This window comes from Chitinophaga flava (assembly GCF_003308995.1).
Lineage (GTDB): Bacteria > Bacteroidota > Bacteroidia > Chitinophagales > Chitinophagaceae > Chitinophaga > Chitinophaga flava.
Map to the genome: position 1 here is coordinate 3482862 of NZ_QFFJ01000002.1, position 14524 is coordinate 3497385.

Genomic DNA, 14524 nt, shown 5'->3' on the forward strand with positions numbered 1-14524 from the left:
AACAAAGGGTACTATATAATATCCGGAAATATAAAAGGAGGGTACCCCCAGTGGAAAATTTTTTTTAGTAAAGGGTGGAGATTAGCCAGACAGCCATCAGTATGTCACCATGACGATACACATAGTCCTCGATGAAACGCATACCCAGTACCATATGTTTTTTCACTGCATTACGGGAAATACCCAGTATGGCAGCCGCTTCGTCATAGCTTTTCCCTTCCTGACGACAGAGGCGGAATACTTTGAGCCGTTGTGGCGTCAGCTTTGAAAGCGCTTCCTCAAAAAGACGCTCATATTCTTTTGTCCGTACCCATTCATCGGGATGCTCCGGATCAATACCGGCCAGCTGTTGGTATAATTGTGCCCGCATCTGTCCGTCAGTGGCCAGTTTGGCGATGGTTTTAAATACATGATTGCGGGCAATACGGTAAAGATACCCGCTGAAAGAAAGTTGAGGGTTGATACGGCCTCTGATCTCCCAGATCTTGAGAAATACGTCGTGCACCAGGTCTTCTGCCAGAGAAGGGACCTTACAGAAGCGCAGCAGGTATATATATAAAGAAGGATGGTAGTGCCGGTAGATGCTCGAAAAAGCCGATTCATCTCCCTGGGCCATCCTTAACAGTACTTCTTCTTCCATGGACATACGCTCCATACCTTTTAAAAAGTTTTTTGTCGCCGGTTATTAATTGAAAAGCAAGAAATAAGAAATTAATTAATAATATGTTTGTAAAGATAGAAAACAGGCGAAGGAAATAAAAGTGGAGGTAGAGGGGAACGTATTTATGGGAATATCCTGATTACTGTTGCTGGGGTATATTGCTACGAGGACGGGACAGGGGGTATAAAGTCAGCTAAACCTTAATGTCTGCTGCTTTAGCATCGCGTATAAAGAATATTAATACGATTGTTCCTATAACGGAAAGTACCATCAATACTGCCAATGCAGGGGGGATGAATGACAGAAAAATAAATGTCGCAGGGATGACCCCTGAGCTTCCTCCCGATAACCGGAATCGGTAAAATGTAATTCACCCGGGCATAGGGATTACAGTTTTCGGGAGGAAGATGGTTTACTATTATTGTTCGCCAACAATAGTGTATCTATTGTAAATGGGCGATAGATAGCAGGTTATGCTACAACCCACATACACAGACGCGCCTGGAAGTACATAGACCTGAAAGTACTGGGTACCCGTTTTTATGCCTTGCTCCCAATCATTACGTATTGTTAAAGTATATCCTTGGGAAGAATTTGGATTATTGGCATTCACTATTAATCCTGTGCAACCGGGTGAACAAAAGCCTCCCTGATTAAGGTAAGTAGTAAATCTTCTGGCCTTGTTTAAATTGTTATGTACAGAATTTTTTGGCTTGGGATCTGAAGCCGCTTTGACTTCCTGTTGGGAAGTTAAAATGGCAGGACCCAATAATAAAGAGAGAAAAATAATAGATCCTACAGTAATTAAGAATGACTTTTTCATAAAGTAGAAACATTTTAAAAGTGAAGAAAATAGTGGGTTGGTGAAAATTGACCAATTGGTCTACAGTACTAAAGTGGTTCAGCCCGGGTTAACTTCTTTTTCGATAATTGGTAATAGTGGTTTATACTTCAGGTAACAAAGTATGATTAAAGGTATGGAAATATTATGCTCAGGGCAATACTCGAAAAATGGCTTTTTTCACCCCTGGAATTGGGGGGATGAATTGTTTAACCTTATACCTGAGTTACTTTATTGACAGTAACAATTAGAAAACTGTTGTTGTGTTAAGGCTCCGTTGCCGCACCAGAAGGCTTTCCAGTTTTGCAGGTTGATTTCATTGGAGCCGGGATTGCTTACCTTATACAGGTTAATATATTTATTGAGATAAGCCGTATCAGAGGCTATCTTGTTCCTCACCCAGTTGAGGCTGGATGCATTGATGGCAGCTACGTTATAGGTTAGCTGAAAGTTATATTCAGGAGTCCAGGTATTGGCATTTTTGTTAATGCTCAGGTAAAATGTTTTTGCGTTCATCAGCTGCAACGAACGGTGGTGATAGCTGATGAGCTGGAATCCGGGGTTGTTGGCAAAACGGGGGCTGATGGCTGGGGTAATATGAATAAAGGAAATAGGTTGCTCATTCTGGTAGATCACCCTGAAATCATCCATGTGCGTATGTCCGGCCAGATTGGCACGGATCCGGGAAGAAAATTGTTGTACCAGGTTAAGAAACGCGTTATTGTAGTTGTCGCGCCACATGAGTGTAATGTTCGATTGGCAGTCACCGTAGTTATGCAGCGTGGCGTGTACGTCCACACCCGGAGGAATATGATATACCATCCACACCACTTCTTTTCTCAGGTGGTTGTCTTCCAGCATTTCTTTCAGCCATTGCAGTTCATCAGATCCCGGGTCGTCAGCAGCGTTGCCACAGGAGTTATAGTATTTGGCGGAAAAGAATACACTATTTAACAATATCAGGTTCCCCCGTACTTTGCCGGGGAATGGATAGGTATAATAACCTCCTTTGGAAAACTGTGCTACAAAAATACTGTCAGCAGCTTTGCTTTTATTTCGCAGCAATGGTACCCAGGCCCTGGCAAACATAGACAGGAAGGGGCTGTTGGGCTCCACCATATAATCGCCGCAATATGAATCATTATTCCCAAGTACCGGTAATACAACTGTTTTTGGAAAATATTTATTCAGCATCCAGGCGAGGAACTGAATGGTTTTAGCCGTGAAAGCCTGCACAGATCCTGTACCAGCATATCGTGAATAGTTGGCTTGGAAGTCATGGCAAAGGAAATCACCAGAGATGATAATAAAAGAAGGTGTAATATTTTGCAGCTGCATAGCCATGAGCGCAGATTTCAGCAGTGGGTAGTTAGCGTCGCTGCCATATCCGTTAGGCTGCTGTATGGCTGATGATTCGAAGATAGTCTCCCAACCGGTATAATCGGTATTTATCAATTTAGGCATCAGGGAGGGGTCAAAGAAAGGATTGAAATGAATATCTGATGCACTGAGGAGATACCTGGCGCTGGTGGGGCCCCAGCCAATCTGTGCATGCAGGCTGGATGCCTGCATGCACAGTATAAAGAGTATGAACCTGTTGAAATAATGGGTTAATAGACATTTCATGGGAGGTATTTTAGAGGTGATGCTACTACTGGCCATATACCTCGTTATACAGTTCCTGCAAACGTGCCAGAAAGCGGGAGATATAACCTGTCAGCAACAACTGGTCCCAGTGCCCTTCTACAAAACGGTTGGTACGTACATGGGTGGTCATCAGCTTACGTAATGTTTCAGTATCGCTGTTGTCCAATGTTGCCGGCGACATTACATAATCCCATCCCACTTCTTTTGCCCATATATTATAATCAAATACTTCCAGGAATTTTATTTCATCCAGCAAGGTTATTAACTGGATATGGGGAGGTATATGACCGGCGAATATCCGCAGGTCATCTGTAGTCATAGCCGAAATACTGCCGGCCAGTGCCAGTACCCTCTGCAGACCTTCTTTTGGGAAATCATTGATAGTCATGATATGTTATTTAATAAATGGCTATTACTGTTTTCGAGATAAATTCCTCCAAATCCGCTGAGCAATAGTTAATCGTTGTCTGCTGCATGGTAAAGGTGCACTGACTATTGCCATCATTGCAGCTTCTTTCGGTTACCGTGGACGTCATATTCCTGGCGTAAAGATATTCATCTTCACCGGGATATACGGAGAGGAAGGCAATACTATGGCTGTTAAGCCCATTGATATTAAATTTATAGCTTGCACCATTATACCACGAGCCCGCCGGCTGTGCGCTACTGGTATATCCCAGCTCCAGGATATTGGCGCCCACCTGATACTGGGCAAGTCTTTGAGGTGACATATGACTTTCTCCACGGTATGTTTCACCCTGGAATGCCGCGATATTGGCAAGCCCTGAATCAATAGCGCTGAATAAAGGCATGAGGGTATAATAGTTCTGATCTGAGCTGCCGTTGCGGAGGGTAGAATTGATCATTCCATAATAATTGGAAGTCCACATCCGCACCGCAAAGGCCTGTCGTTTGGTAAGTCGGTCTGGCAGGCTGATTCCCTGAACGGCACTCCAGGCGTCGGGTGCATAGCTCTGATAATTTCCCGGCAGGTCCAGGTTCACCAGGTTCTGATAGTAGTTTTTCAAAGTGCTGAAAGTGGGTTGAACCTGATTCAGCTTATCGTTATCGTAAGCTACCAGCTTAATAACGGGCATAGAAAAGGCAGACAGCGAACCGGCGAAAGTAGCCGCATAAAACAATGCCTGTATAATATCCTGGTAAGAAGCTCCTCCGCTGCCGGTGCATACCATTGGTAAAGCTACGGTAGTGTTACTGCCGCCCTGGAAACAATTTAATGCCTGAAAAATAGTCCATACCAGCCCGGCTGCATCTGTAGATGGATTTGTAGGTTCGAACAGTAATATCCTGTTGAACTGTATACCCGAATTGGAGGAGCTGATCGTGTTGGAGATCCAGCAAGGTATCTTGGGTTCATAGTTGGCTGCTTTATTATTGGATAACTGTTGTACCGACACGCCTGCCTGTGCCAGCGAACCTATCAGTGAACCAGATGAAGCAGAGTAGTCCCCCGGCGAGGCTGATACCACCAGGAAATCCACTGCATCTTCGGATGAGAGGTTGGTAAGATCACCCATACACAACTGGAGAGTAGGTGACCCGTTAGCATTATCGATGGTAAAAGAATCAATTAATTGTAATGCCATAATCAGGAATTATAGATGGGGAAAATTATGACTGTGTCAATTGCGCAAATAACTCATTCAGCGGATTGATCCAGTCTGTGTTAAAATTGACGATCTCGAAAGCCATCAGCGAAAAATCACTGTTTAGCAGTGTTTTGCTTCCATTGAACAAGGCGGTAAGGATGGTGGTGGGACTGGCGCCATTGGACCCGGTGCTTACCATGGATGTTGCTACAATGATGTTTTGCGCTTCAGTGCCGGCAAATGTTTGCAGTGATGTGAAGATACCAGGTACCTGTTTGGCAACCCCATCACCGCTTTGAGTAGCTTCAAAACAGATAATACGTTTGAAAGCCTGGTTGCTGATGGGCTGTGATATCCAGCAGTAATCACTGGAACGGTAATCAGCTGCTTTGTTCTCTGCCAGTGCTGCAACGGAAACGCCTATATCATTCAGCGCACCTATCATGGAGCCGGCTGTGGCGCTATAATCGTTGGGCAAACTGGAAATAACCAGGTAGTCCACGATTTCCGAAACGGCCTTCATATGTGTAAGATCGCCCTGGTAAAGCCCTGTGGCCTTATTCATGCCATTATTGTCAACATATTGTGCATCCTGTTGGTAAAAAAGGCTGATGGCCTGTTGTACGGCTTCAGTGATCTGGTTTTCAGGAAAATTACAGGCCTTTAGTGCTTTGGTAAGCAAATTCTTGTCAATAGCAGCAGCCCAGGCAGTAGTCAGGGCATCAGCCATCTGCTCAACTGTGGCGTCAGGGTAATTTTTAAATATTATGGGAGCGCAGTCTGGCGGGTTACCCCCACTTACCCGGCAGCCGATAGCAGCTTCCAGCAGTGTGACTTTACCCAGCGATGTAAGGAGTTGCTGAATAGCTTCAGGTGTCAGCGACTGTTTAATAATTGTTTTCATATGGATGAATTTTATGAGTTATACACTTGTACAACCTGCCCGTAGTCCTCAGTAGTCCAGTTGGGTGCATATTGTTTTGACATAGCACCGGCGGTTTGTGTTATTGAATAGCCTGCAGCTTTCATGGCAGTAGCCATCGGTACTACTGAGGTATTTACCTGTATCAGGTAGAACCCTGCTACGAGTAACGAACACATTTCTGCCGGCTGTAAAGAGGGGTAGGTGTTTTTAAGACTTTGTGCCAGGACCGGTGCTGTCTGACCGGCCTCTACTCCCTGTAACAACGTATCCCATTGGAGGTTGGAATAAACATCCAGCACAACGCTATAGTAGCTTGTATGCCAGTTGGAATTGTAGATTTTGCTTAACGCGCTGCTGACGTTTGATAGCTGGTACTGTGCTGCTTTCAGTGCCAGGGAAATGCAGCCCACATCGTTAGGCAGTTGGGTGAGCGAGAATGTTTGTACAACTGGCCGTGCTATATTTATTACCTGCTCATTGCTTACGGGGAATGTTTCTTGAAGGGCTATGGTAGCTTGTATCGGGGTAAGTGTGCTAAAGCATGTATACAACGCTGCCAGTACCTTTTCTATGGAGGTGTGGGAACCGAAGGACGATACGAGGAACTGTGCTCCCTGTAATGGAGTAATGCCACTATAGTGAGCCAGTAAAAACTGCAATACCTCCGTTTCCGTGATAGCTTTTCCGATAAATGTGAAGCCTGCTACTATAGCGTTGGACATTTCGTTGGCTGTCAGCGTCTGGCCTATAGCGCTGTAACCAGTGGTCAAGGCATTGGCAAGATCAGTGGATGAGGTATCATTGAATGCCGACATGATACCGCTTGCCACATCGTTGGCAACCGGGTTGCTGTAACCTTTGCAAAGCGCCTTGCTGAGATCAGTGATGGCAGTATTAGGCGGTGTAAACACGCTCACCAGCGCACCAGTCAGTTCCGTTGCTAAAATACCGGATACACTGGATACTACTAAAGGAGAGGTGGTAAACACATCTTTGCCTGCTATTTTGTTGGATTCGGCAGTGCTGAGGCCCGCACTTGTATTGCTGGAGTAGGCAATAACCAGCATAGCAGCCATTTCGCCGGCAGTGGTAGTTGGCAATGCATTGTTTACGGCTACTACCAGGTCGTTTTGATTTACACCTGCTGCGCTCAGAGCAATGCCCAGCAACAGCATATTCAGCGGGGCAATGGTTTGATAACCGTTTACAAGGTCTGTGGCCAGTGCATTGGTCGTAATGGAAGTATACAGATTTTTTATCGGTGTAGCGCTTTCGTAAGCGTTGAAGTTAACGGCAGCCAGCGTCTGCAGCATATCTGTTGCTGAGATCGATGACTGATAGGCCGTGTATAATATGTTGGCCATTTTAGTGGCGGTATCAACATCCGTAGCATAGCTGGATTGCGATTTCAGGTATTTAGCCACATCGAGCACGGCATACGGGGAGGCGGCCAATGCATCTGCCATCTGTGCTGCCTTCAATGGCGGGTTATATGTTGCATTTAACAATGCCGCCATGTCTGTTACGGTAGCTGTTTTGTCCGGGAAATTATTTTTCAGCACCGGGGCTACGTCTGCCGGTGAATACAATGGCGCCAGCGCACCTGCAAGATCGCTGACTGACAGCGGATTTTTAGCAAGCTGGTAGGCTGTTAGCAACAATACACTCATCTTAGCAGCGGTATCAGTATCAGTTGCGTAATGCGTTTTCAGCGCCTGGGCTACTTGTTTGGCGGGGTATATCAATGCCAGCGCATCGGCCATTTGTTGCGCCGTAAGCGTTGTACCGAATATCTGCACCAATATGGAACACATATCTTCTGCCGTAGCAGTTTGTGAAGGGAATACCGTATGTAATGCTGGTACTACCTCCTGGAAACTGTATTTTGCTGACAGCAGCTTACCGGCACCCACCGCGTCATTCGCATAGTTACTGAAATTGTACACCAGTGCATTTGCCGCGCTGGTAGCACTATACCCGGCAAAAGCCTGGTCACTGATCAGCATTTCGGCAGTATACGAATCACCTACAGAGGCTTTCACCGCCTGGGAGATGGCGTTGTCGCCAAATTTGGTATTCGCTCTCAGTGCTTTGGTGTTTGCACCTGAATTGTTACTGCCAAAAATATTCCAGAGCCAGTCGGCGATATTCTGTACAGTATTATTCAGTTGATCGAGCAGTTGACAGAAGACATTAATGTCGGTTTCAAAGTAACCAACCAATACCTTAGCGACTTCTACTGCGGCATCAAAAATAATAACACCCAGGTTCACCAGTTTGGCAAAACAGTCAGCTGACTGATACAAAGCACTGAAAATACTTTTCGCATTTTTTTTCATCTGTTGAACAATGGTGGAGGGCAGGTCGGAGATCGTATCAGCCGTCACTTGATCTACGCCGAACTGCAGGTGTAACTGGATATCACAGCTACCTACTTTTACCTCAAAAGAGCCGCACCCAGTCAGCGTGTAACTGGGTTGATTACCACGATTGTCAAGTATCATGGCGAATTTACCCAGAAGGTCTACTCCGCCCTGTCCCGGTATTTTGCTCTGTCCTGGTATTTTTGCCAGATCAATTTGGTCAGCGGCCTTTACATCTTTGCCGGTGGAGGGATTGGTAATATCGAAGCCCGGTATGTTCGATGTGTCGAGGAAGAGCTCGAATTTGCAGCTAATATTCATGTATTTCGCCTGCAAGTATTCACAATGAACATTCATATTTGTCAACTGCCCTGCATTACCTGCCAGGTCAAAATAGAAATAGGAATTGGCAATGTTCCCTTTGTCAACCTTCACCAGTGCAGTGACTGCCAGCTGAATGGTGTCGAAAAAATTGCAGTAAAGGTCGGCAGCAATATTGGGATTGTTGCCGGTAGCTGCACTGTCAATCGTCACATAAGGCCCATGTGTGGAATCCGTAGCAGAACGTTGAAGTACCAGCAGGTTTTGGTTGTATATACTGAAGATAACCGGGTCCATACCTGCATGGAAATATATTCTGTCCTGATTGCAGGTGGCTGCAATCTGGCCGTTAAAGCCAAATACCACGATCTTTCCGTTGAACTCAAAATCCAATACCTTCGTCAGTTGGGTAGGGTCGAAGTTGACGTAGAAACAAATGTCCGGGAATAGAACAGGAAATAGTATATCCGGAAGAGTGATGTCAGCAAAACGTTTTAATATATACGGCAGTGTGAAATTCACCGCGCGCAGGCCTATCTGATTGGGAACAACCGGCTCGGGGGATTCAGGGATAACCAGGAACCCTACCTTGGCCTCTACCCGGATATTGGAATCTATCGCCTGATTAAGGTCCACAGCCGCGCTCATATCACAGAAAGCATCTTTCAGTGATGGCAACAACGCCCGCTGCTTTTTCAGTTCAGCTACTATTACCGGATCGGGCAAACAACCGGCCAGTATGGTATTGGGCTGAACGATGGCGTTCGGCGCAAAAACTGCCCCGACATGTTTGGTGGAAGTAAAATCAATACCTCCGCCAACAGTGCCCACGAGCGCAGGACCCGCAAAGGGTTCAATCCCCAGCTCAAGATCAGTGAGATAAAAAGTTAATCCGGTAATGCCCAGGGCATTGGCCCACGCAATGATCACCTTCCGGTCTTTCCAGGGCATGTCTGGTATGAATACGATGGATATCTCTGTTGGAGAGGCTTTGAGGTCCAGTGATAAGGAGAGCGGATTACCTTTGTCGTCAGTGATCATTGTCATAATAAATTCCCCATGCAGCGCAATAGCCGGCGAGGCATATAAACGCAGGGAGAATTTTGTTAGTAGTACAGAGTCCCATCCCATTAATGGTACTCCATTGGGATCGCTGTTTAATACCACTTCCACATACGAATTTTTCAGAGGGTCGGTGATCAGCCCCTGTATGGTAATGGTGGTGCCGGTTGGCAGCATGCCGTTGGGTAATACTGCCCTGGCAGCCTTAAAACGGGCGTCAGAACTGCTGATCTGAAACTGGGCATAAAAATTTAATCCTCTTGATACACTGCTGACTTCCGTAATACCAATAGCCGCAGGCAACGTATAGGCGTTGGCGAAAGAAGAGGCAACCAGTGCGAAAGTAACCTGTTCCAGCTGGAAGGTAGAGAGGGTATCGGTAAAACCAGGAATGCTCCATTTGGGGCTCATGGACACTTTAATACCTAAAGCGAAGTTCCATATGTTCTGCTGTTTCGTCAGCACAAATACGGCATCTACTTCCACACTGCTGATGAGCATAGTGCCATACACCTGGAAGGAGGGGTTTTTACCAATCAGGAAATTCAGCTGTACATTGGTAAACTGTATCTGGTCCAGTGATTCAAAAGCGCTGGTCCAGGTAACCGTGTCGGCAGAAGGATCACAGAGGTAGCTCACCAGGTCTTTTACACTGATATATTGCCCGGTACCTACCAGCGTACCTTTTACAACCAGGTCTCCACCTACCTCGTAAAGAATATCGAAACTGATGGTACTGCCAATATTCAGGGTGCCTTTGATATACACTTTGGTGTTCTTCGGGGCATTATTAGTACCTGCTTGAGAAGTAACCTTAATACCCAGGTCTTTGATGGAAATACCCGTTTGTCCTACATTGAAGGACCAGGGCAAATTATTGGATGAGTTGTTGATATTAACTACGCCTTCCAGCTCATAGCTTCCGTCTTTGGTATGATAGCTGATATTCGCAGTAGAAAGTACAACGTTCGGAACTCCCAGCGTGGTCAGTTGTTGAGAGGCACCGGTTATGACTGCGTCTGCTGCATCAAAAAGATGTAGGGTGGTATTGTTCTGCAAACTGGCGCCAAGATCCCATCCATCTGTATTTTTATCTGCGGTTACATAAAAATCTGCCCCTGCAAAAATAAGATCACCGTATATACGGCCGGTAATCACCGGACTCTTACTATGGCTCCAGTCGAACTGAAAGACAACGCCCGGTTTATTAATAGACAACAACCCGGTAATAATATCCCAATTGTCAGTACTGTCCAGTATGAAGGAAAGCAGGTTAAGTTTTTGTTGGGAGATATCGATGTTAACAGTCAAATCATCCAGCTGGAAATGATTCTGTACGATCGAATCAGGTAATACATTTACCAGTTGTGTGCCGCCCAGTAGTTGGGTCATATCGCCCAGGCTGGGCAGGGTGATGGTTTCTGTAATCACAGACAATATCCAGCTGCTGTTGGGGTCCGCTCTATCAATACTAACGGCTACGCCTATACTGCCTATCACCAGTGTACCGGAAAAAGTGCCTGTAAGTTGAGGGGTGGTGAGCGGATTGGCTACCTGCATCTGCAGGTCTAGCTGTTTTACGAGGAACCAGTTGGGAATGATGGTCCAGGTATTGTTGGTGGCCAGTGTCAGGCCAAAAGTGGTAAAGGTTTGATCTGTAGGACGCCAGGTAACCGTAAGATTGGTCATGGAGAAACCACCTATATCTTTCAGGTTGGCGGGTAGCAGACCACCCAGTTTATCACCACCAAGGAATTGTGCAAATTGCCCGAGACTGGGAATAGCATTGTCAGCACTGGCGGTGAATATCCATTCTGAAGCATCTATCGGCAAGGGGATGATGGAGCCTATCACCAACTGCTGCCCTACATTTACGCTGCCCCATACACTGCCGGTAATACTATAGGGATTATTACCTGCCACCGTTTTAAGTTGCAGGGCAATGCCCACTTCTTTCAGTTCAAATACACCGGGTATCAATGGCCATAGTGGCGTATTGGGTGGATTGGTAGAGGCAATGGCAAAACTGATATTGCTGAAACCTTTCCAGCCCGGCAATAAGGTAATCACAAAACCATTCAGTGAAAACTTACCCAGCAGTGTGCTGAGAGGCTCCGGTAGCGCTGCTGTCAGTAAGCTGGATATATTGGAGGTGAACAGAGAGGAAAAGAAACCGGTGATAACGGACAGGGGCACACTTTGTTTGGGAGGCAGTAACAGCTGCGGGAAAGTGCCGCCGATAGGCAATCTTGCTGCCAGTGGCAGGGTATAGGTATTTAAGGTAATGTCAGCCATTACATAACAATCCATCCGCAGATAGTCGATACCGTTATATACTGTAGAAAGCCCGTTAATGCTAAATGAGGGATGATTGAATACGAGCGGCTGCATACCTGGTAGCTGCAACGTGAAAGCAGGTACAGTACCCAGCAGGTTCAATGATGTGGTGACCGGATCGCTGACTGTTACCGGACCCAGTACCGGCAAAGGATTGGCAGCACCAGGTATCAGCGTCAGCAATGTGTTGAAAGGCGCCTGAAGATCGACCTGGGCGCTGAGGTTAAGTCCCGCAGCCAGCTGGCCATTGGATACATTGCGTTGAATGCTGGAAAGAATAAAGACCGGCCACGTAGTTTCGTTGTTCACAAAACTGAGTTGCGACAGCCAGGTGTTATTGAATGCAGGGAAGGTGTCTGTAAATTCCCATGGATCCTGAGCCGGAATGCTCAGCTCAATAGTTAGTGTTTGCTGTTGTACACTAAATACTGCTGTGAGGGTGGGACTATCAATATTTATAATTGTTGCAGCGGTATCACCGGTAACGGTGAGTGTGTCAGCACCCTCATCAGGTGTGATGGAAATATTGGCGGTAAGTATATAGTTGTTGATGCCAAGTGCACTTTGCATCAATGTAATAATAGCGGCACCTGCATTACCTATAGTGGTGGCATTAACCGGAAGATAATGATTGGGATCATTGTTCATAGCGGCTTGCAGGCTTTGCTGTAATTGTACCAGCAGGGGGGAGAGTGCGTTGGACGTAAGGCTAACTTTTTCCAGGAGTGTGGATTCCATAGTATGTTTGTTAGAGAACTATTAGACAGAATATTCGTATCAGATCTCATTCCGTTACACCATATGATGGAGCTGTTATTCAAAAACGTCAGGATGCGTGCCAGGGTATACCTGGTCAGTATTGGGGGCGGCAGTGGCCAGGGCAGCATACCTGCCACCATAAGCACTAGTAGGCAGTAATACATTGGCAAGTATATCCCGGTCGCCGGTGGCCTGCCACAGCAGGGTAGCCCATACTGACCAGTAGCCGCTGCCTGCGGCGAGTAGCCGGCCATGTTGAAGCATGATGCCGGATAGCTTTGGGTCTACTTCCAGTAATTTCTTATACCGGCTGATATAATCATTTACAATATTCCATACCTCGGTGCGCTGCCGCACGCGTATGTCAATGCCGGTAGACGGGCCTGCCAGCCGGATGTTAAAGCTGTTTGTAGCTTCGTCGTAGTAGGACGTGTTCAGCTGAAAGTGACGGATGGTCGCCTGCGCGCTTTCGTTGGTACCTTTTACGAATACCATATCTATGGACTGAGGCTCATCCAGCGGTTTGCCGTCAGCATCCAGCACGGCCTGAAGTACCGTTCTTTTCTCGTATACAAAAGGTGATTTTTCCGGATGAACAGAAAAGGTCAGTTGTTCATCAGGATAAAGAATAGCAGTTGTAGGTTGTTGTTCTGCTTGCCGTTGCGCATGATAACATGCATCACACAGCTGGATAAGATGAGGCCAAAGGTCAGGAGTACTGTAGCCTTCGAAGGACTGGCCGTTTCGTTTATCCATCACAAAAGAATGTTCAGGTAACAGGCTTTCACAAAGATGGCAATATTCTCCTGTAGTCTGCATCAGTAGTGCCTGCACAGGATGTATGGTAAGCAGGTGGACGGGGGCTGTTTTGAGTAGGGGGCGCATAAGAATGAATTAAGGAAGTGCAAGGGTATTCGTATTGGGAAAATAAAGGGCATTGTTGGTCTCTGTTACAAATCGTTGATTCAGTGGAGTACCTGATGGGTCATAGTAATTGTCAAGTAATCGTAGGAAAACGGAATAGAAGCCGTTGATCTTGGCCAGTGTGAGATAGCTAGGCCATAGGAGGTCAAAGATCTGCTGGTTTCCTACTGCAATTAAAAACGTGCGTAGCACCTGCAGGGCGTTAAAGTAGGCCTGTGTACGAGAGAAAAGTCTTCTGTCACTGGTGTTTGTGAGCTCACCAAGACGGTTAAGCTGACATAGGTCAATAAGCTCCTGACCATGTGGGGACGGATTTGTGTTTGAGCGTATCTTTACCTCTACTTTTCTGATAACCATGGTACCCAGCAGGTTAATGTTAGCATAAATCTCTCTTTGGCCAACATTAGTTGAAACAATAGTATTGTTGACATCAGTATTTCCTGGGGCCGGTACCAATACCCATGTGTTATTGCTAAGGCTGAAGTACCAGAGATCCGCCGGGAGTTCCATATAGGATAATGCATCCAGATCAGCCCACACATAGTGCCGTTTTCGAATACAATCGTAGTAGTCTTGTTCTGTTGGATTATTATTACCTTCTTGTTGCAGCCAAATCCGTACTACTTGTCTTGATGGCTTATCGCCCTTTAGCTGATTACAGGGGCCGCATGCTGTCAGAAAGTTATCCCAGATAACAGTAAAGTCGGGATATGGGCTTTTAGGAACGCAATGCTCCACTTCAATGTAAGTAGTAATGATATTTTCGCAAAACGAACAATAAGCCCCTAGTCGGTTGAATAAAGGTATTGCAGCACTTTGATACATCCCTTTAAAACGATCATTTACTCCCTTTTTCAATAACTCTTGATCCGCAGTGAGGTTTTTCTGAGGTATATTTATGATTGATAACAGAAAATAAGAACACCTTGCAGCGGTAGGTTTATCGGTGGTTAATAATGCAAGTGATGCAGCTGCATATTTAGTGTTGGAAAAGTCGATGATGGAATTGCTGTTATATGCATAGCCGTTATCCGCAGCAGTTCCTTTGTTAACTGGTCGCATAGTGTGGGTTAT

General features: G+C 46.0%; 9 protein-coding genes. All 9 read right to left on the bottom strand.

Annotation, left to right across the window (positions count from 1 at the left end):
- Positions 1-64: 64 nt before the first annotated feature.
- Positions 65-655 (bottom strand): RNA polymerase sigma factor, encoded by a 591-nt coding sequence (locus tag DF182_RS29115; protein ID WP_113619269.1) that lies wholly within the window; start codon positions 653-655, stop codon positions 65-67.
- A 424-nt stretch (positions 656-1079) separates the two neighbouring features.
- Entirely contained in the window at positions 1080-1484 is a 405-nt protein-coding gene (locus tag DF182_RS32205; RefSeq protein WP_147243584.1) for a hypothetical protein, read from the bottom strand.
- A 249-nt stretch (positions 1485-1733) separates the two neighbouring features.
- The gene (locus DF182_RS29120; RefSeq protein ID WP_147243585.1) at positions 1734-3128 is read right to left on the bottom strand and encodes a hypothetical protein; all 1395 of its coding nucleotides are present in this window, start codon (positions 3126-3128) and stop codon (positions 1734-1736) included.
- A gap of 25 nt (positions 3129-3153) precedes the next feature.
- Entirely contained in the window at positions 3154-3537 is a 384-nt protein-coding gene (locus DF182_RS29125; RefSeq protein ID WP_113619271.1) for a DUF6508 domain-containing protein, read from the bottom strand.
- 10 nt (positions 3538-3547) lie between these two features.
- Entirely contained in the window at positions 3548-4756 is a 1209-nt protein-coding gene (locus tag DF182_RS29130) for an ADP-ribosyltransferase domain-containing protein (RefSeq protein WP_113619272.1), read from the bottom strand.
- Positions 4757-4781: 25 nt separating this feature from the next.
- The gene (locus tag DF182_RS29135; protein ID WP_113619273.1) at positions 4782-5663 is read right to left on the bottom strand and encodes a glycerol-3-phosphate dehydrogenase/oxidase; all 882 of its coding nucleotides are present in this window, start codon (positions 5661-5663) and stop codon (positions 4782-4784) included.
- Positions 5664-5674: 11 nt separating this feature from the next.
- Positions 5675-12505, bottom strand: a complete 6831-nt coding sequence (locus DF182_RS29140; RefSeq protein WP_113619274.1) for a hypothetical protein — start codon at positions 12503-12505, stop codon at positions 5675-5677.
- A gap of 75 nt (positions 12506-12580) precedes the next feature.
- On the bottom strand, positions 12581-13411 hold the full coding sequence (locus DF182_RS29145) for a hypothetical protein (RefSeq protein ID WP_147243586.1): 831 nt from the start codon (positions 13409-13411) through the stop codon (positions 12581-12583).
- A gap of 9 nt (positions 13412-13420) precedes the next feature.
- Positions 13421-14512: an HNH endonuclease gene (locus DF182_RS29150; protein ID WP_147243587.1), complete on the bottom strand. Its 1092-nt coding sequence runs from the start codon at positions 14510-14512 to the stop codon at positions 13421-13423.
- Between the last annotated feature and the right edge of the window lie 12 nt (positions 14513-14524).

Coding starts and splice junctions, on each gene's coding strand:
- DF182_RS29115 (WP_113619269.1), bottom strand. CDS start 655: ATGGAGCGTATGTCCATGGAAGAAGAAGTACTGTTAAGGATGGCCCAG.
- DF182_RS29140 (WP_113619274.1), bottom strand. CDS start 12,505: ATGGAATCCACACTCCTGGAAAAAGTTAGCCTTACGTCCAACGCACTC.
- DF182_RS29130 (WP_113619272.1), bottom strand. CDS start 4,756: ATGGCATTACAATTAATTGATTCTTTTACCATCGATAATGCTAACGGG.
- DF182_RS29145 (WP_147243586.1), bottom strand. CDS start 13,411: ATGCGCCCCCTACTCAAAACAGCCCCCGTCCACCTGCTTACCATACAT.
- DF182_RS29125 (WP_113619271.1), bottom strand. CDS start 3,537: ATGACTATCAATGATTTCCCAAAAGAAGGTCTGCAGAGGGTACTGGCA.
- DF182_RS29135 (WP_113619273.1), bottom strand. CDS start 5,663: ATGAAAACAATTATTAAACAGTCGCTGACACCTGAAGCTATTCAGCAA.
- DF182_RS32205 (WP_147243584.1), bottom strand. CDS start 1,484: ATGAAAAAGTCATTCTTAATTACTGTAGGATCTATTATTTTTCTCTCT.
- DF182_RS29150 (WP_147243587.1), bottom strand. CDS start 14,512: ATGCGACCAGTTAACAAAGGAACTGCTGCGGATAACGGCTATGCATAT.
- DF182_RS29120 (WP_147243585.1), bottom strand. CDS start 3,128: ATGAAATGTCTATTAACCCATTATTTCAACAGGTTCATACTCTTTATA.